Source organism: Streptomyces sp. NPDC058683 (assembly GCF_042716195.1).
Lineage (GTDB): Bacteria > Actinomycetota > Actinomycetes > Streptomycetales > Streptomycetaceae > Streptomyces.
In genome coordinates this window covers 48,170-65,910 of record NZ_JBHXSK010000061.1, presented here as the reverse complement: position 1 = coordinate 65,910, position 17,741 = coordinate 48,170, and the positions used below count along the sequence as shown (strand labels likewise).

Below are 17,741 nucleotides of genomic sequence, written 5' to 3'. Positions count from 1 at the left end.
CCGCCCGGCGCCACTCGTAGATCGTTGAGCTACGGCACCAACACGCGCGCGTCGGCTGGGTGATCGTTACCGACATCACGCTTTCAAGTTCAGTAGCGCCGTGGTTGATATGTCGGCAGGGACCTGAACACCGGGCCCTACTAGGAACTTACCGCGCCATCGCGGACGCCATTTGCTCGGCAGGGACACCCGGATTTGATGCCGCACGCGCCGCAGCCTGGGCAGCTCTGGACAGTGCCCAGCAGACGCTGGCATTGGCGCGACGCGTACCAGGCCGCGACGCTGCAGAGGTGGGACGGTTGTGTGTATTGGGGGATCGCGCCCCACTGCTGCTTCATGCAGCCGAGTTGGCTGCCCTGGAACGTGGCGCTGCGCTTTCGGCCGGCATGCTCACACGCGCCCAGGCTCTCCCGGGTGCCGTCGTCGGCGCGACTGTCGACAACAGTGCCCCTGCCGATGACTCCGCGCCGTCGGCCGGCCGCGCGGGGCGGGCCCTCGACCAAGAGATGCGCCGTGTACTCGCGGAGCCGAAGCGGAGTTCCACGGGAACCCTCCTGGCGGCCGATGCCACGCGATGTCGTCCACCGCGGCGGATCCGTTCCTTGCGGAGACGTGAGCGGGCAATGGTCATACGGGGCGCATTGCTGACGCTGGTCTGCGGTGCCACCACCGTCGTCATTGGTCTGGATCGTTGGTACTGGGCCCCCGTATGCGCCGTGGCAACGCTTTGGGGCTCTCACTCGTGGATGACTTGGTACCGAGCCGCCCAGCGAGGCCTGGCCACCGTGGTGGGCGGTGGTGCCGGCATGGCACTGCTCCAGCCGCATCTGGCCTTCCCCGTGGTGACAGTTCTGGTCGCCGTGCTCTTCTTCCTGGCCGAGCTATCTCTCCCGCGGAACTATGGTCTCGCCATGCTGTTTGTCACGCCGATGGTGCTCTTGACGATCCGCGGCGCCAGTTCCGTCCCGCTCGACGCCGCGGCGCTGTCCTGGGACCGCACGGCCACGACTCTCATCGGCTGTGTATCCGGTGTGCTGGGGGTGCTGGTTCTCCTGCCGTGCCCCAGCACCCACCTCCTCGTAGAAGGCATCGCTCACTCCGTTCGTTTCCAGCAGGCACTCCTCGCCGAGATACTGGCCACGCCGTTGGACGGGCATGCGCGCCTGTGCGCCATAGTCCGACGGGACTTGGTGGAACTGGACACACTCGCAGAGGAGGCGCTCGGAGAGGCACGTAGTGGCGAACAAGCCCGAGCATTGCGGCCTGTCGCCGTGTCAGTAAAACACCCGGGGTACCTGCTGCTCGCTTTGTCGGCGCTCAAGCCCGAGTGCTGGCCAGAGATGGGTCAGAGCGATCCGCGGCGGCGCGGGCTTGAGGAGGCGGCAGCCGCCTCCCTGCACGAGCTGTCAGCTCCGCGCCCCGATCTGCAGCCGATTCTCGACCGAGAATTGCAGATAGTGCGCTCTCTCCTCTCGCCCCACCTGGCATAGGGCTGCCGGCGAGAACGTGACGCCGCGCAGGGAGGAGCCCTCTTTCGTCGCGAGGGTGGAGTTATCGACATACGTGGTTCTGTTCGACTACGATCAGTGTCATGGCAGGTAAAACACCGGGGAAAAGCGCCGTCGCCGCGAAGAAAGAGGCTCCGTCGAAGGGATCGGACACGCCACGTCGTAGTACAGCGCGGCGTAGCCTCGTCACCCGAGACCTGCTGGAGAAGGCAACGCGCCTCTTTGCGGAGAAGGGGTACGAAACCACCACCCTCCAGGACGTTGCCGCAGCCGTCGGCGTTTCCCGTACAGCCCTCTACCACTATGTGACGAGCAAAGAAGAGCTGCTTGCCATGTTGGTCGAGCAGATGAGCCTCGGGTTGGCCGAGACTTTGGCGGCGTTGAAGGCTCGTACGGACCTCACGCCGGAGGGGAAGCTGCGCGAACTGACCGACAATCTGGTGCGGCAGAGGGCGGAGTCGCCACAGCAGTTCCGCGTCCACGATCAGACTGAGTCGGCGCTGCCGGAACCGCTGCGCTCTCGCCACCGACAAGCACGACGGGACGTGCTGGCTGCCCTCTCGGGTGTGATCGAGGAGGGCATCGAGCGGGGGGAATTCAAACCGCTCGACCCGCGGGTCGCGGCATTCAGCGTCCTTGGCATGTGCAACTGGGTGGCCTGGTGGTACCACCCGGGTCCGGACTACGACATCGATTCGGTGGCTCGCCAGATCAGCCAGTCCGCCATCGACATGGTTGCTGCCGGTGATGCCCCGCGGGGGCCGGTGGATTCAGCGAAGTCGGCGCTGGCCATGGCGCGCTCCAGTCTCGATGCGCTTGAGCGCCTCTTGCCCGGGGAGGGGTGACCGCCTCCTCTGGTGCACTGCGCTTGCCTGCCGGGGGGCTCGACCCTGGATTGCTTGGCGGGCGGCCTCTGTGTGTGGGGCGTCCCTAGGTGTCGCGTGGCCTTGTCAGTTGGCGAGGCGCGGGATGAACCGCTCCGGGTCTGATGGAGTCCTTCTGGGCCCGGGTCCAGGTCGAACTGCTCAACCGTAGACGGTGGCGGACGCGTCTGCTGTCCACCGCGCTCTTCGAGTACCTGGAAATCTTCCATAACCGACAGCGCAGGCACTCCGCGCTGGGCATGCTCAGCCCGGTGGAGTACGAACTCCGCACCCCGCCAGTAGCCTGAAACCAAGCAACTCGACTCCACCCAACTCGGGACAGTCCGGAGCCTCCACCGATCCCGGAGCGGTTCAGATGCGTCATCCTGCGCTGGGCGAGTGTCAGGGGGCTTGGGCGTGGCCCGGCAAGACACCGGTCCTCACCAATTCCATCCGGATCTCCTCGACGCTGGCGGCCTGGCAGTCCAGAGCCTGTTTGAGCGTCACGCGGAACGGATCGGGCGGGCGGGCGGAGAGCTGACGGCATTGTTGGTCGGGCAACCCGCTGGAGAGCCCGTCCGGGACGTGGATGTGGTCCCGTTCGAACAACAGCCGGCTGCACTGCGGCCGGCGAAGTAGGCGTGGGGTGAGGAGTCACAGGCGGCTCCTCACCCGACTCGGTGTGTCCCATGCTCGCCACTCGGCGGTTGTTGCGGGACCAGAGAATCCCTCACATCACCCGCTGTCCGCCGCCCAAGGGACGCGGTCTTGGCGTGGCTGCAGCATCTGCGATGTGGTCGAACGAGAGCCGAGCAGGTCGGTCACGCGCCCACGAGCTCGGGAAGATCCCTCTCCGTAAACGCCTCCCGCACAGGGCTGCGCCCTGCCCTACCTCTGACAGCTGCCAGTTCGGTCGGTCCAGACCGCAGGATTCGACACTGTCATCAAAATATCGACATACGTGACGGCTTTGAATTACGATCACCTCATGAGTCGAAGCAAGCCGCCACCGACCAGCCATCACTCGACGCGGCGTTCCCTGGTCATCCACGAGGCGCTCGACAAGGCGACAGAGCTGTTCGGCGAGCGGGGGTACGAAACGACAACCTTGCAGGACATCGCTGCCGCCATCGGCATCTCGCGATCGGCGCTCTATCACTACGTCTCGAGCAAGGAGGAGCTGCTGATGATGCTGATGGACGAGTTGAGCCGGGCACTCGACAGCTCCTTGGCCGCCATGCGTACCGCCACCCACACACCAGAGGACAAACTGCGTACTCTCGCCGCGGAGCTGGTACGACAGCGCGCGGAACACCCTGGCCCCTTTCGCCTGCTCAACCAATCCGAGTTCGCGTTGCCGACATCCGTACGCGCTCAGCAGGTGCGGGTCCGCAAGACCGTCCTCAACGAACTGTGCGCCGTCATCAAAGAGGGCGTGGCTTCCGGGGCGTTCAAGACACTCGACCCCCGGGTAGCAGCGCTCAGCATCGTGGGCATGTGCAACTGGGTGGCCTGGTGGTTTCACCCAGGAGGCGGTCTGGACGTAGTGGTGACCACCCGTCAAGTGTCCCAGGCCGCGGTCGACATGGTCCTCAGTAAAAGCCAACACGAGGGTGAGAACAATTCGCCGCGGCAGGCTCTCAACTCCGTCCGCCTCAGCCTCGACGTCCTCGAGCGACTCCTGCCATGACCTCACCGGGCACGCATCGGAAGGAGGGGCCCAAACACGCCGTCCGTCACTTCTATATGTGGACACAAGCGTCCACATGATCTGCACCCGCCCCAGCTAAGCCATCCTATGACCGTTTCGCACCGACGGTACAGCGATCAGTGTTTGTTTGCGACATTGAAAACCGCGTATCCATCGCCCAGGATCTACAGAAGGTCTGCTAGCTACGGAACTATCCTTTCTTGATTCAAAACACTCCGGATAGCCAAACAATCCGGAATTCATGAATGATCCGGAGGAAGTTGCATGTTTGTCACGCGAATCAGGGTGCGAGGATACGAAACCGATGCCCTCGGGCACTTGAACGGAAGCGTGTACCTGCAGTACGCAGAGCATGCCCGTTGGTCCTTGATGCAGGCGGCGGGTGTTCGGCAGGCTGACCTCTTGGAAAACGGTGTCGGTCCGGTAAACCTTGAAACAACCGTCCGATATCACGGGGAATTGCGGGCCGGTGACGACGTTGATGTTTCCTGCGAGCTTGCCTGGGGCGCAGGAAAGGCACTGTGGGTTCATCAAAAGTTTCACACCGTCAGCGGCCAACTAGCCGCCGAAGTGTCCAGCGTCGGTGGCCTTCTTGACCTGACCGCGCGTCGCCTGGTGGAAAACCCTGCCGAATATTTCCGTAAATTGGCCGAGAACCCTCAAATCCTCGGTCTCTAACGTACCGCAGCCTCGGGCGGGAACGGTTGCAAGGCCGGGAATTCCAAATGACTGCAATACCCCAGCTACACCTGGTGACGAACCGGTGTGACAGAGAAACAAGGCTATGCGACGAAATTCCTCCCCCGGCATAGGCGGCGGCCACGGAGATCAGTACGAGTACCGGATCGCGGAGTTGGCGGACCAGGCCGGCGTACCAGTTCGCACAGTGCGCTTTTACCGCGAGCGCGACCTCATCCCCCAACCGCGGCGAGAAGGTCGCATTGCTTGGTACAACAGCCGCCACCTGGCACGGCTGCGTGCCATCACGGCCCTGCTGAAGCGCGGCCACACCCTCAATGGCATCGCCGATCTCACCATGGCATACGAAAGCGGCCTTGATATCGGCGATCTCCTCTGTGAGCCAACCAAAGAGGCCATAGTCCGTCGCTCCCCGAGAGAAATAGCCGATAGCAGTACTGACGAGACCCAACCTGACGACGCCCCGGACCTCGCGCCCCTTCGTCATGCCGCCAACGGCGCGCGCCGAGACTGAGGGTCGAATCCTCCGCTCTCCACACACGGCGCCGCATCACCGCCCTCTTCCCTCCTGCCCGTCCAGACGCTCATCGCGGTATCCGGTCTCCTCCTACAACCTTCTGGAGTTGCTCCCATGACCCTGCTGACGACCTGGCCCGAGACCGGCCCTGAGACCGTGGTGCGCCGTACCTCCGACCCCGCCGAGATCGCCGCCACGCTCGCGCCGATCGGTGTGCGCTACGAGCAGTGGCCGATCCGCGAGGGCGTACCGGCGGACGCCGACAGCGACACCGTGTTTGCCGCGTACGGTCCCGAGATCGAGAAGCTCAACGCCGACGAGGGCTTCACCACGGTCGACGTCCTGGGGCTGCACCCCAGCGACGACCCGGAGTACCCGGCGAAGGCGAAGGCCGCGCGCGAGAAGTTCCTCCAGGAGCACACGCACGACGACGATGACGAGATCCGCTTCTCCGTCTCCGGGTCCGGGACCTTCTACCTCCACGTCGGCGGCGAGGTGCACGCCGCGCCGTGCGAGAAGGGCGACCTGCTGGGCGTGCCGCGCGGCACAACGCACTGGTTCGACATAGGCACGAAGCCAGCCTTCACCGCCATCCGGTTCTTCCACGAGGAGGACGGCTGGATCGGCAGCTTCCGTAGCCGCGGCAGCAACCAGTGGCTCGAGCCCGAGGCCAGCCGCACTGACTTCGACGCTTTGATCGCTATCCCGGACGGGACGACGTACCCGAGCATCGGCGCGATCCCGCTGCTTCTCGCCTCCGGGAGGTCGGCCGACGCACTGCATGGTTCGCCGATCAGACTGCCCTCTCTTTCCGCTGTCAGCGTCGACTTCACAGCCGTACGCTCATTTCTGGAGAAAAAATGAAAACTTTGGACAAGAAGGTCGCCATTGTCACCGGGGCTACGAGCGGTATCGGAGCTCGCATAGCGGAAGCATTCGTACACGAAGGTGCCCACGTTGTCCTCGCCGGGCGCCGAGAAGCTGAGGGCGAGTCGAAGGCCTCGTCTCTTGGTGAGACGGCTACTTTCGTCCGCACAGACGTATCAGTGGAAGAGGACGTAGAAGCACTCGTCGCTCATACCGTCGAGCGCCACGGACGGCTGGACATCATGGTCAACAACGCTGGCGGTCCCGGTAACGGAGCATCGGTCACCGGATTCGACGGCGAAGTGTTCCAGCGAACTCTCGCGGTACATGTCCACGGCACCATGTACGGCACGAAGTACGCGGCGCGGCAGATGCTCGCTCAGCGTTCAGGCAGCATCATCAACATGGCCAGCCTCGCGGGCAAGGTGGCCGGCTGGTCCGGACTGGACTACTCGACCGCCAAGGCTGCGGTTCTCCATCTCACGCGCTGCTCGGCGGTAGACCTGGGCGAGCACGGAATCAGGGTCAACAGTGAGCCGTTTTCAACCTTGGTTTGAGCAGGTCAGGTGGAGGGTGAGGACGGCCTGAACAAGGCTGGTGATGCGGGTGGTGCTGCACCGCAGCTTACGCAGGAGTCGCCAGGTCTTGAGCGTGGCCATGGCCTGCTCGCCCAGCGCCCGGATTTTGGCATGGGCGCGGTTGACCGACTGCTGGCCTGCGGAGAGCTTCTCCCAGCGACCGCGGTAGGGCACGCGGACGGTTTCGCCGGCTCCTTGGTATCCCTTGTCGGCCCAGCAACGGATGCCGGCTTCGGACAGGGAGTCGAGAATGCCGTGTTCGCGGGCCGCGCGAAGGTCGTGAACGGCTCCGGGTAGCGCGGGCGAGGCCCACAGCAGTCTCCCGGCCGGGTCGGCCAGGACTTGCACGTTCATGCCGTGTCTTTTGTGTTTGCCGGAATAGAAGGGCTGATCAGCCGCGATGCGGTCGATCGGCAGGAGGGTTCCGTCCAGGATCACGAAGGCTTTGCGGGAGGCGGCGCGTACCGCTTCGGCGAGGTCGGGAGCGATGGCGGCCAGCAGTTCGACGGCCTCGCTCACGTACCGGTAGACGGTGCTGAGGCTGATGCCGAAACCGGTGGCCAGCTGGGCGTAGGTGTGTCCGCATCGCAGGTGGGCCAGGACCAGCAGGGCCTGCCGTGTCGTTCCGAGCCGGCGCCACCGCGTTCCGCGTTCACGGCGCAGGACCGTCAGCTTCCCGGCCAGGAACCGCAGGGCTGAACTGGACAGATCGAGTCCTGATGGGTAGACAAGCATGCAAAGCTCCGGGTGGACAGGTTGATCTTGGTCGACAACTCGTCTACCAGGAGCTTCACTTCGTCACGCACGCGGTGCCCCGCTGCCGGGCGACCTGAACCGCCCTGAGGGGAGGTACGAAGGCTCCGCACCGGCGCTCAGAGCGCAGGCAGTGGAAGCGCCACCCGTCGTCCTAGACCGAACTCCTCGGCCTCGTCATTGCTGACGACCGCAACGGCTCCCGCAGGAACCCCAGGCAGCGTGGCCACGCGGGACGCCACCGCCAAAAGATCCCCCTCACCGGATCCGGTGACGAAGAAGACGTAGACGTCCTCGTCCTCCTCTCCCTCATCGAAGACTTCCACGTCACCCTGGACTTCGAGATCGGACAGGAAGTCCTCGACCTCCTCGATCCAGGGAAACGGGTAGGAACCGTCTGGCAGGCCGGGCGTCGGCAGCAACGGCACGTGGATCTCAACAACCATGGTGGGCACGAAGACATCCTGCCCCCAGAGCTTCCGCCCGGCTCGACCAGGGGCGACCCGCGTCAGCAGCCCCACTGAGGTTGAAAAGGGCTCAGTGTGTCCCCCGGTTTCGTGCCCACCGGCATATTTGCCAAGGGAGCCGGCGTGGGCTCGTCCGCAGCCGACGGTTCAGTCGACGCCGTCGCAGCCGTATTCGATCCGGTCATGAGGCACAAGCAGGCGATCGGGGCGCTCGTCACCACCGCCGATGTCGCTGCGGCGGTGCTGTGGCTGGCCAGCGATGCGAGCCGACTCGTGACGGGGCAGGACATCGGCATCGACGCGGGCACTTCAGCCGGTCGTCCCATCGGCATGTCCAGGGAGGAACGCGACAGTCTGCGCGGTCTCCTGGACGTTCAGCCATAGGGACCATCCTGATGGGCCCACCTGGCACACGTATGAAAGCGCGAGCCGCGGTGTTCGGAATTCTGTAGAACAGGAAGGCGTGCTGGGGGCGCCTTCCTGTTCTACGTCAGTCGGACGGCAGGCTACCCCGTACGCCGTCTGGGCCCTGGCTCCGATACGTGCGGCCCGTACGTGCGACGCACGTACGGGCATCCGAGCCGGTGCCGCGCCCGCATCGCACCATGGGTCAAGCAGTGACGGGAAAGCGTTCGGCGAGCCAGGTGCCGATGACGTCACCGGCCAGACTGCTGCCCGTGGGCTCACCGGGTGCCAGTGGGCCGCCGAAGTGCAGTCCCGGGACGCGTTCATGGGTCTTGTCCGCGGAGCCGAAGCCCTCCATCATCGCCAGGGCGTCCCCGGGGAAGGCTGCCTGATCACCAGTGAGCTCGATCAGCAGAGTCGTCACGTTGATTCCTGGCGCGCAGCGCAGGAAGTCCGCATGAGTCGATGTTGCCGACCAGGTGGACAGCCATGCCTCGGGGGTGGAGAGGCGTCCGAATCCCAGGAGACCGTAGTTGATCAAGTCGGGGCGGCTGCCGAACAGCGATCCGTACGGCCGTTCATTGGGATCGAGCGACCGGTCGACGGAGCGGAGGTCGGCGTCCGTGCGGTACACGGTGACGATTCTGGGAGCGAGTGCCTGCCGCCTGTCGTCGGCGACCCCACTGTGCTTGAAACGTTTGCGTGCGGCCGTTGCGTCGGCCGCCAACTCCCGGGCGTGGTCGTCGATGCGCGCTATGCGGGCTTGCTGCGCGGCCCGGTAACGCTCCACGAACTCGGCTGGGTACGAGGAATCCGCCGGCGCATCGGCAAAGCCGTTCTCCGGGTTGTAGGGGTCGAGCTCCGGGTCCCTGGACAGCGGGTCGGTCTCATCGGTGACCGAAGGATCGATGAGACGCTTCAGGAGCGCTCCCTGGCCCAGATGGGGAGCCATGAATACCGCCCCGTCAGGCAGCGGCATCTCGGCAGACGCGAGGTCGACCGGGCGGCCGGCTGGGGTACGGAAGAGCCGCTGGCCGGGCAGCAGTCCAGCTTGCTGGTGATAGAGCGCGGCGAGGGGACCACCGCCCGAATGTCCCAGAGTGACGACGTGCTCGAATCCGCCGCTCCGCAGGAAGACCTGGCCCGCGGCCATGTCGAGCACCGCCTGCTCGTGCAGCAGGTTCAGGTCGTTGTTGACCGAGCGGCTTCCCTGGGTCCACACGGCTACTCCGCGGGACAGCAGCTCCGGTACGAGCACATGATGGGTGAAGTCCTGTCGCGGATGCATCAGACAGACGACGGTGCGCGCGCCAGGCATCATCCGGAGCACGCCCGACACCTTCGCCCCGTCCGAGGTCGTGAGCTCGTGCGCCGTGGAAACGGCCGTGTCAGGGATCGGCCGGCCCGCGATGTGCCGCCCGGCACCCAGGCGAACGGAAGCGCTCATCGTGCCTCCACGCGCAGTGCGTCCTTGTCCTGCTGGGTAATCCGGGATTCTTCGAGCCCCGCGACCACGCTATACCACACGGCATGTCTGCACCCGGTGGCACGCCGGTCCACGACGATCGTGCCCGGTGAGGTGATCCGGAAGTAGGGGCCCACCTTGCCCACGCGGACCGCGGGATCCTGCGCCGCGATCTCGGGGATCGTCGTGTTCTCCGGAACATCAAGAACGTAGAAAGTACTCATCGCCGGGTCAGCTCCTCCTCGGAACCTGCGCCCGCGCGGTTCTCCTCCCAGTGCGCAGCACGCTCCACGATCAGCTCCGCCTTGCGGGTGAGGAGCTTGTCCATGGTCGGCTCGGGCCCGGACGCAACATCGATCAACGCATCGACAGTGAGCTCGGCGTCGAGATCTTCCTGGACGGTGACAGGCCTCAGCGCGCGGGTGATCTCCACCATGTAGCCGTTGGGGTCGTGGGTATAGATCGACTCGATCGTCTCGTGCATGACCTGCATCTCCACCGGCCACTGCGAGTCATCGAGACGGCGCCGGTATTCGAGCAAGTCCTCCTCGTTCTCGACGTGAATGGCCAGATGGCGGGAGTTGATGAAGAACTGGGGAACATCGTCGGCGAACTTGGCGTAGACGTCTCCGGCGTCTCCGGCGCCCGCCGGGGGCTCGAACCCGAAGTAGTAGAAGAAGGCGATGCGGTCGTCGTTACCGATGTCGAAGAAGAAGTGAATGAAGTCCGGGTGGCGCTCCGGGCCCCAGCCGGCCGCACAGATCGAATGAACGACGGGGAACTTCAGCACATCACGGTAGAATCGGACGGTACCCACGGGATCGAACGTGGGAAATGCGGCGTGGTCGACGCCCATCACCCGGTGCTCGCGCCGTTCCATGTCAGGCCTCCTCATACAGTGACTGATCGGTCTCTCGGCAAGGGCTCATCCGGCAGCCTGTACAACTGCCTGGAGCAGGCTGCCCGCATCGGGGAGGTCGACGGGCAGGCTGAGCTTCCGCAGGAGCATGTAGGCCCCGGCGGTAGCAGCGGAAACCACGGGAATGCCGAACTCGTCCTCGGCAGGCTGCACAAGATCGAGGGAAGGCATCTGGACACACGCCGAGATCACAAGGGCATCGACGCCGGTCAGGTCAAGATCCCGGGCTGCGTCCATCACGCGCTCCGGCGCGATTCGACCGACCTGCTCGTTGTCCTCGACCTCAAGGGCTCGCCAGTCGGCGACTTCGAAGCCCTCCGATTCCATGTAGGCCACGACCTGCTTGGCCAAAGGAAGCGCATATGGGGTGACCAGAGCGATCCGGCGCGCTTCCAGAGCCCTGAGCGCCTCCGGCAGTGCACCAGCGCTGGACAACACCGCGGCGCTGGCGCCTCCGGTGGACAACTGCTCGGTGATGGCGGACTCGACGCGCTCGTGCTCGCCCGGTCCGCCGACCATAACGGCGACAAGACAGGCGTAGAGGAGGGCGTCGACACCGGCATCACCCAGTTCGAGAATGCAGCGTTCACGCTGGGCGTTCATGGCCCGGAGTTGCTCGGGCGACACCGTGTGCATGCGCATGCGGCTGGAGTGGAACGAGAAGCGCGCACTGGGGTGCCGGCCGAGCAGCCGCGGCATCTCCGTCTCTACCGTCACGTTCGAACTGGGGACGACGAGGCCGATCCGGGTTGGTCCAGACATGGGCTGCTCCTTAAATTGACTTCAATGACCATTTTTCGACGCGCACGTCAGATTGTCAAGAGTGCGACCACCGCTGACTTCCGCCGCACCGCAGGGAGCCGAAGATCTGGCAGCACCGGCAAGAGTCGGCCAAGGTCGACTTACATCGACGGGCATCGACTGGCGTCGTCCACTCGTCACTGCCGCCACTGCTGCACGGGATTTCGCCAGCCTGCGCGTGAGTGCCTTCCATGGCGAAGGGCGGTCGACTAGCTCGACTCTGTCGGGGATCTTGGAGTGATCGAGGTCAACTGCCCGGTATTCGCCAGGACTTCGACCGGGGGATGCCGTGCTGATCCAGGAAGGTCTGGAAGGCGGTGGGTGGCCGCGGTGAGGGGGTTTCCTCAGTCGGCGGCAGGCTGCTGAGGCGTTCGATGTTCACGGCGATGGCTGTGAGTATGTGTTGCAGATGGGTCTTCGGCTGTCCTTGGTAGCGGCAGTGGCGCATGTCGTGTCCGTGGGCGAACTCGTTTGATGGTGCCCTCGACTCCGGAGCGGACCGCGTAGCGGGCCTTCCAGCCGGGGGTCTGCTGCTCGGCGCGGACGCGGGCTTGCAGGTCGCGGAGTTCCCGTGGGGGAAATCCCACGGTCCGGGCGCTGTCGGCGGTGGTGGTGCACCGAGTGCGGACCGGGCAGGGGCGGCACTGGCTCTTGGTGAACCGGGCCACGATCAGGGGTGCTGCGGTGGGTGAGGAGGTCGGGTAAGGGCCGTGCCATCCCTTGCTGATCTGGCCCTGGGGGCAGGTGACCTGTCGGCGGTCGAAGTCGATGTGGAAGTCGTCCCGGTAGAAGCCTTCGTTCCTGCGGTGCTGGCGGGTGGGGTTGCCCGGCAGTGGGCCGCTGATGGTGACCTGGTGTTTGCTGGCGGCTCGTTCCAGGTGGACGAGGGAGGTGTAGCCGCCGTCGACCAGGTGCTCGGCTGGCAGCAGTCCGCGACGCGCCAGTCGGTGGATGCCGGGCAGGGCCTGGCCGTCGTTCGTGGCGGCCGAGGTGGTGGCCACGTCCGTGATCACGTTGACGCTGCCGGAGGCGCATGTCTCGGTGACATGCGCGGCGAACCCCTTCCAGCGGATGATGTGCCCGTGGCGGACATAGCGCGCCGTGGTGTCGTAAGGGGAGACGATCGCCGAGGAGGAGGGCGGTAGACGGCCGTCGTCGGCGGTGCGCCAGCGCAGGCGACCTGCCGCGTCGCGGTAGTAGTTCTGCACGACGATCTGCCGCAGGGCCTCGGCCTGCGGGCCCAGCCGGTAGCTCTGATCGTACCGGTGGAGGCGCTCGAGTAACCGGCAGGCGTCGTTGCCCGCGGCCAGGATTCTGGTCTTGGGCCGGGTGGGGTTCTTGCCCAGACGGACCGGACGGCCGTAACGGCGCCCCCGCTCCTCGTCAACCAGGCCGACCAGCAGATGCCCGGCCGTGCGGGCGGCTTCTTCGAGCGCGGCACGGATCGCCTCGGTGACCAGTTCCAGCCGGGTCAGGTCGCGCACCGCGGCCAGGACGTGAGTGGAGTCGGTGCGCTGCCTGGTGCGCTCGCGCACCAGTCCGGCCTCCTTCAGTCGGGCGAGTGCAATGTCGAGAAGGCGGTCGGCGCGGTCGTCCTGGGCGACGCGTTCGCGGAAGTCGGCCAGCACACTGTGGTGGAAGCCGGGATCGTCCAGCTCCATGGCCAGCGCTTATTTGAGATCGATGCGACAGCGGACCGCTTCCGCCGCCTGGCGGTCCGACAGACCGAGCAGGAACTGCAGCACGCACACGGTGGCCAACTGGGGGGGCGAAAGACCGGGACGGCCGTCGCGCGGGTACCAGCCGGAGAAGTCCTCGTCGTGCCACAGCCCGTCCAACTGGTCCCGCACCCATATCGCCGTCGTACCGTGCGGGTTGCTCGCCCGCGCGATCTGCGCGGTCAGAGGCGGGACTTGCTCACCGGAACGCGGACGGAGCGACAACGAACACCTCGACAACTGCATCGGCCTGCGGAACAGCCCCGAGCATGCCCGGTGATCACGCCGACGCACCGAGAAAATCCAAGATCCCCGACAGAGTCAAGCTAAGGGTGTTGCAGAAAGGCGTGTTTTTGCAGGCCAGAGGGCGATCATGGCTGTTCTGATCACGTGGCCAGGGCGAGGTTGTGCATGTGGGCGACAGCTTGGACTGCGTGGTGGAGGCCGTCGCCGTGCTGTCGGCAATCGCGGAGGATCTTGTAGTTCTTCAGCCGGCCGATCGCATGCTCGACCCGCGCACGGACCCGGCGATGCTCCGCGTTGTCGGCTTCCTCGCCGGCCAGGAGGGCCCGGCCGGGTCGTTTGCGGTGCGGGACGAGCAGGCCGGTGTTGATGTAGGCGCCGTCGCCGAGCACGGTGACGCCCTGGCACTGCTGCGGCAGACCGGAGTCGCGCCATACATGGGCGTCGGCCCTGTTGCCCGGAGCCGGGCGGGCGGTGGCTACGACCAGGCGAGTGTCCGCATCGATGATGACCTGCACGTTCGCGGAGAACCGGTAGTTGCGGCTCGAGGCGCCGACCTTGCGGTCACGGACCGGGACCAGCGTGCCGTCCACGATTCACAGCCGGTCCGCGGCATCGACGGGCCGTGTGGCCGACTCGAGTGCCAGGAGGGGCCGCAGCCGCTGGATGACCCTGCACACCGTGGCAGGCGAGACCCCGAAGAGCGGCGCGAGCTGCCGCATGGTGAGGTTCGTGCGGTAGTAGATAGCCACCAGCAGCACCCGGTCGGCAAGCGGCAGACACCACGGCCTCCCGATGCGCGGCCCGCCGCCACCTCGCTCCCGCACCACCTTCAACAACCGCTCGAACTGCTTCATTCGCAGCCCCGTGAACGTCTCCACCCACAACGGATCAGCCGTCAACACCCCACGCATACAAGGGAAATGGCCTGCTCACGGCCTTCTGCTGCATGCTTTAGGGTGCGTTTCATAAGCGGCCGTCCGCTGATGTCCGCAGCATGATCGGCCAGTACAGTCGCCCTCATGGCAACACCGGTATTGCGGGCGATTGAGTGGGACGGGACGTCATGGGATGACCCGTCTCACGAACATGACGTGCCCCAGCTCTCAAGTTCCAGTTCTGGTTGCTAACTGACGGCCTTCACGAAAGGCTGCCGGACATGCCCCGCGCCTACCCCGCTGAGTTCCGTGCCCGTGCCGTCGCACTGAGCTCTTTCAGCACTGCCTCTCCAGGGTGAGACAACGCCGAAAGAGCTCTGTGCGTGCGGCCGGGCATCGTCGGCGAGATCCTCAGCAGCAGCCCGGCCGGGTCGGTCACCACCTGCACGTTCACCCGGTGCCGGCGGCGCTTATGGGAGAAGTCGGACCGGTTGTCGCCGACCCGGTCGCACTCCGCGAGAGTGCCCGTCGAGCAGGACGTAGTCCGGATCCGCCTGTGCAGGGTGCGCAGCAGGCCGGGTGCGCGGTCGGCGAGCAGGTCGACGACGGCTGCCGTGTGGGGGTGGCTGGTGCCGACGGAGATGCCCTGGTGCAGTGGTGACCCGCTCGACTAGAGCGGGAGGCAGACCGAGTGCGGCAGAACACGGAGCCAACACAGCTCCTGTGCCTGTGGGTTGTGACTTCGAATGCCTCCCCCAACGACACGGGAGCCTCGTGCGTTGCGAGCATCGATCATGCCTGCTCTGGTGTTGGCGTGTGGCATGCTCCAGGAGTGGACACACTGGGGTGGATTTTGGTCGGACTGGTCGTCTTTCCCATACCTTTTATCTTTTGGTTCGGCTTGGTCCCATTGTGGGTCGAGCGACAGCTGAGACACGTGGGTAAGGAAGTCGTCGGCCGCTGTAGAAACGTTTCGGTCTCCGAGGGCAGCTACTCGACCAGCTTTGAATTCGTGACGGATTCAGGCCGGCAGGTGATGTACATATCGCCGCTCCGCAGAAGGATTCTGGGCACGCCCGGCGAGGAAACCCTTCTCGTGTACGACCCTGCCTCGCCGTGGCGACGGGTCCGTACTCGGGAGGAACTCGATTCGCGTTCTGAAGCGTGGCATCCTCTGTGGTGGCTGCTGGCCGTGGAAGCGATGATCGTGCCACTTCTTCTGCTGTATGTGCTGACGTACGTGATGTGATCGCTTCGGTTCAACCGTCGAAGTTGAGCGGTAGTGCCTGTGGACCTGGTCATGTCCATCGAAGGTGGGGCAGGTTTGCAGCCCCGCCATCCTCGTTGAGCTGTTTCAGCGTGGACATCGGGTGGGTGACGCAGGCGGGATGCGCAACGCACGAGGCTCCCGTGCCGTTGAGGGAGGTGTTCGACGTCTCAACTCAGCAACACAGGAGCCCTGTTGGTTCCGTATCCTGCCGCACTCGACCTGCCTCACGCCCTGGTCGAGTGGGTCACGATGCTCATCGTCACCCGTGAGGGTGACCGACGGTGCAAACTCCCGCCGCATCAGCGTGCCCTCGTCGCACTCGTGTACTTGCACCGCCACGACACCCTCGTAAGGATCGCGGCCTCCTTCGGCATATCTGTCGGCACTGCCCACGCCTACGTCACCGCGGTGACCGACCTGCTCGCCGGCAGCGCCCCGGGCCTGCTGAAGACGTTGCGCGAGCACGACCCGGACTTCGTGCTCCTGGACGGCACCCTCGCCGAGTGCGACCGCGTCGGCGACAGCCGCGCTGACTACTCCGCGAAGCACCGCCGGCACGGCGTGAACGTCCAGATCGTCACCGACCCCACCGGCGACGTGCTGTGGATCTCACCCGCCCTGCCAGGCCGTACCCATGACCTGACCGCCGCCCGCAGCCACAAGATTCTCCGGGTCTGCGAGCGACAAGGTGTCCCGATCCTGGCCGACCGGGCCTACACGGGCACCGGCCCCTGGGTCACCACCGGCCTCAGACGACCACCCGGCGGAGAACTCACCCCCACCCAGCGCACCGTCAACCGCGCTCTCGCCCAGGCCCGGGCGCCTGTCGAACGCGGCATCGCACGACTGAAGTCCTGGCAGATCCTCCGCAGATCCCGCATCAGCCCCAACCGCATGACCGTCATCGCCAAAGCCGTCCTCACCCTGGAGAGGCAACGCTGAATGAGCTCACTGGTTCGGGCAGGGAAAGAACAGAAGCAGACCGCCGTTGAACTCGGCATCCATCCGGTCACGTTGTCGAAGTGGTTGCGCCAGAACGACATCGACAACGGCCGACGGCCTGGCAGGATCTCGGAGGAGTCCGCAGAGCTGCGTGCAGCGCGTCGACGGATCCGTGAGTTGGAAACCGAGCTTGAGATCGTCCGCAAGGCCGCCAAGTTCCTCAGCGAGGACAAGCCGGCCCCAAAAGGCTCTACCCGGTGATCGACCGTCTCGTCGATGCCGGGGCACCGGTCGATCGATGCTGCCGGATCCTCGGGGTCGCCCGGCAGAACTACTACAAGCACAAACGCACCCCCACCACGCCGCGGCAGCTGCGGCGGGAGTGGCTGACCGGGCTGATCCACGAGGTCCATGTCGCCTCACGGGGCACCTACGGCTACCGCCGCATACACGCCGAGCTCACCATGGGAATGGGAATCCGGGTGTGCTCGAGGACCGTGTCGGTGCTGACGACACAGGCCGGGATCTACGGACTGCCCGGACCGGTACGAGTGAAGCGCCTGCGTGGCGTCGTCACCGCCGGCGACCTGGTCAACCGCAAGTTCCATCGGCTGCGTCCCAACGAGCTGTGGGTCACTGACATCACGCAACACCGCACCAGGGAAGGGTGGGTGTACTGCGCGTCGGTCCTGGCCGCGTTCAGCCGCAAGATCGTGGGCTGGCCGATCGGACTCCAGGCAGGACTCGACCCTCGTGGTCAACGCGTTGGACATGGCCATTCGCAACCGCCGCCCCGAACCGGGCGGGATAGTTCACGCCGATCACGGTGCTCAGTTCACCTCCTGGGTCTTCGGGGAAAGGGTCCGCTCCGCCGGGCTCCTGCCATCGTTCGGCACCGTCGGGGACGGCCTGGACAACGCGATGATGGAGTTGTTCTGGTCCTCGATGCAGATCGAGCTGTTAAATCGCAGGCGGTGGAAGACCCAGGTCGAGTTTGACAACGCGATCTTCGAGTACATCGAGGTCTGTCACAACCGACAGCGGCGCCACTCAGCACTGGGCTACCGCACCCCGATCGAGTACGAACTACTCTTCGAGCAAGACACCATTCCCACCGCCAGTGAGCCACTGCGGCTG

General features: G+C 65.3%; 18 protein-coding genes and 5 pseudogenes. 12 read left to right on the top strand and 11 right to left on the bottom strand.

Annotated features, from left to right (window positions below):
• Positions 1 to 386: 386 nt before the first annotated feature.
• The 8 genes and pseudogenes from ACFWXC_RS44840 to ACFWXC_RS44805 all read left to right on the top strand — a co-directional run bounded on the left by ACFWXC_RS44840 (position 387) and on the right by ACFWXC_RS44805 (position 6,722).
• The gene (locus ACFWXC_RS44840; RefSeq protein WP_384488598.1) at positions 387 to 1,490 is read left to right on the top strand and encodes an FUSC family protein; all 1,104 of its coding nucleotides are present in this window, start codon (positions 387 to 389) and stop codon (positions 1,488 to 1,490) included.
• A 101-nt stretch (positions 1,491 to 1,591) separates the two neighbouring features.
• Positions 1,592 to 2,353: a TetR/AcrR family transcriptional regulator gene (locus ACFWXC_RS44835; protein WP_384488592.1), complete on the top strand. Its 762-nt coding sequence runs from the start codon at positions 1,592 to 1,594 to the stop codon at positions 2,351 to 2,353.
• A gap of 143 nt (positions 2,354 to 2,496) precedes the next feature.
• Positions 2,497 to 2,679, top strand: coding sequence for an IS3 family transposase (locus ACFWXC_RS44830; protein WP_384488590.1), 183 nt, complete (start codon positions 2,497 to 2,499; stop codon positions 2,677 to 2,679).
• A 680-nt stretch (positions 2,680 to 3,359) separates the two neighbouring features.
• Positions 3,360 to 4,061 (top strand): TetR/AcrR family transcriptional regulator, encoded by a 702-nt coding sequence (locus ACFWXC_RS44825; protein ID WP_384488588.1) that lies wholly within the window; start codon positions 3,360 to 3,362, stop codon positions 4,059 to 4,061.
• A 285-nt stretch (positions 4,062 to 4,346) separates the two neighbouring features.
• The gene (locus ACFWXC_RS44820) at positions 4,347 to 4,760 is read left to right on the top strand and encodes an acyl-CoA thioesterase (protein WP_384488586.1); all 414 of its coding nucleotides are present in this window, start codon (positions 4,347 to 4,349) and stop codon (positions 4,758 to 4,760) included.
• Positions 4,761 to 4,866: 106 nt separating this feature from the next.
• The gene (locus ACFWXC_RS44815; protein WP_384488584.1) at positions 4,867 to 5,295 is read left to right on the top strand and encodes a MerR family transcriptional regulator; all 429 of its coding nucleotides are present in this window, start codon (positions 4,867 to 4,869) and stop codon (positions 5,293 to 5,295) included.
• Between the two features lie 117 nt (positions 5,296 to 5,412).
• Positions 5,413 to 5,931: pseudogene (locus ACFWXC_RS44810) on the top strand (acireductone dioxygenase); the annotation flags it as partial.
• 227 nt (positions 5,932 to 6,158) lie between these two features.
• The gene (locus tag ACFWXC_RS44805) at positions 6,159 to 6,722 is read left to right on the top strand and encodes an SDR family NAD(P)-dependent oxidoreductase (protein ID WP_384488582.1); all 564 of its coding nucleotides are present in this window, start codon (positions 6,159 to 6,161) and stop codon (positions 6,720 to 6,722) included.
• On the opposite strand, the gene ACFWXC_RS44800 is transcribed toward ACFWXC_RS44805, so the two are convergent.
• A complete protein-coding gene (locus ACFWXC_RS44800) occupies positions 6,708 to 7,478 on the bottom strand; it encodes an IS5 family transposase (RefSeq protein WP_384488580.1) in 771 nt (256 codons plus the stop codon). The two genes, ACFWXC_RS44805 and ACFWXC_RS44800, sit on opposite strands and share 15 nt — an antisense overlap.
• Positions 7,479 to 7,615: 137 nt before the next feature.
• Positions 7,616 to 7,942, bottom strand: a complete 327-nt coding sequence (locus ACFWXC_RS44795) for a hypothetical protein (protein WP_384488596.1) — start codon at positions 7,940 to 7,942, stop codon at positions 7,616 to 7,618.
• Positions 7,943 to 8,053: 111 nt separating this feature from the next.
• On the opposite strand from ACFWXC_RS44795, the gene ACFWXC_RS44790 reads away from it, so the two are divergent.
• Positions 8,054 to 8,347 carry an SDR family oxidoreductase gene (locus ACFWXC_RS44790; protein WP_384488578.1) on the top strand — a complete coding sequence of 98 codons (294 nt, stop codon included), beginning with the start codon at positions 8,054 to 8,056 and terminating at the stop codon, positions 8,345 to 8,347.
• A 226-nt stretch (positions 8,348 to 8,573) separates the two neighbouring features.
• Here the strand turns inward: ACFWXC_RS44790 and ACFWXC_RS44785 are convergent, their stop codons facing one another.
• The 9 genes and pseudogenes from ACFWXC_RS44785 to ACFWXC_RS44745 all read right to left on the bottom strand — a co-directional run.
• Entirely contained in the window at positions 8,574 to 9,707 is a 1,134-nt protein-coding gene (locus ACFWXC_RS44785; protein WP_384488576.1) for a hypothetical protein, read from the bottom strand.
• Positions 9,708 to 9,811: 104 nt separating this feature from the next.
• Positions 9,812 to 10,057, bottom strand: a complete 246-nt coding sequence (locus tag ACFWXC_RS44780; protein WP_384488574.1) for a hypothetical protein — start codon at positions 10,055 to 10,057, stop codon at positions 9,812 to 9,814.
• Positions 10,054 to 10,713, bottom strand: a complete 660-nt coding sequence (locus ACFWXC_RS44775; RefSeq protein WP_384488572.1) for a VOC family protein — start codon at positions 10,711 to 10,713, stop codon at positions 10,054 to 10,056. Before ACFWXC_RS44775 ends, ACFWXC_RS44780 begins: the two co-directional genes overlap by 4 nt.
• A 45-nt stretch (positions 10,714 to 10,758) precedes the next feature.
• Complete coding sequence (locus tag ACFWXC_RS44770; protein ID WP_384488570.1) at positions 10,759 to 11,514, bottom strand: Asp/Glu racemase; 756 nt, start codon at positions 11,512 to 11,514, stop codon at positions 10,759 to 10,761.
• Between the two features lie 286 nt (positions 11,515 to 11,800).
• Positions 11,801 to 12,001: a hypothetical protein gene (locus ACFWXC_RS44765; protein WP_384488568.1), complete on the bottom strand. Its 201-nt coding sequence runs from the start codon at positions 11,999 to 12,001 to the stop codon at positions 11,801 to 11,803.
• Between the two features lie 85 nt (positions 12,002 to 12,086).
• A pseudogene (locus ACFWXC_RS44760) lies at positions 12,087 to 13,214 on the bottom strand (transposase); the annotation flags it as partial.
• A gap of 9 nt (positions 13,215 to 13,223) precedes the next feature.
• Positions 13,224 to 13,496 carry a transposase gene (locus ACFWXC_RS44755; protein ID WP_384488566.1) on the bottom strand — a complete coding sequence of 91 codons (273 nt, stop codon included), beginning with the start codon at positions 13,494 to 13,496 and terminating at the stop codon, positions 13,224 to 13,226.
• Positions 13,497 to 13,657: 161 nt separating this feature from the next.
• A pseudogene (locus tag ACFWXC_RS44750) lies at positions 13,658 to 14,428 on the bottom strand (transposase family protein).
• Between the two features lie 319 nt (positions 14,429 to 14,747).
• Positions 14,748 to 15,038, bottom strand: a pseudogene (locus ACFWXC_RS44745) (transposase family protein); the annotation flags it as partial.
• A gap of 291 nt (positions 15,039 to 15,329) precedes the next feature.
• Here ACFWXC_RS44745 and ACFWXC_RS44740 point away from each other — a divergent pair.
• The 3 genes and pseudogenes from ACFWXC_RS44740 to ACFWXC_RS44730 form a co-directional block, all read left to right on the top strand.
• Entirely contained in the window at positions 15,330 to 15,641 is a 312-nt protein-coding gene (locus tag ACFWXC_RS44740; RefSeq protein ID WP_384488564.1) for a hypothetical protein, read from the top strand.
• A gap of 213 nt (positions 15,642 to 15,854) precedes the next feature.
• Positions 15,855 to 16,604, top strand: a complete 750-nt coding sequence (locus ACFWXC_RS44735; RefSeq protein WP_384488562.1) for a transposase family protein — start codon at positions 15,855 to 15,857, stop codon at positions 16,602 to 16,604.
• Positions 16,535 to 17,729, top strand: a pseudogene (locus ACFWXC_RS44730) (IS3 family transposase); the annotation flags it as partial. The gene ACFWXC_RS44735 and the pseudogene ACFWXC_RS44730, both read left to right, overlap by 70 nt.
• Positions 17,730 to 17,741: the final 12 nt, after the last annotated feature.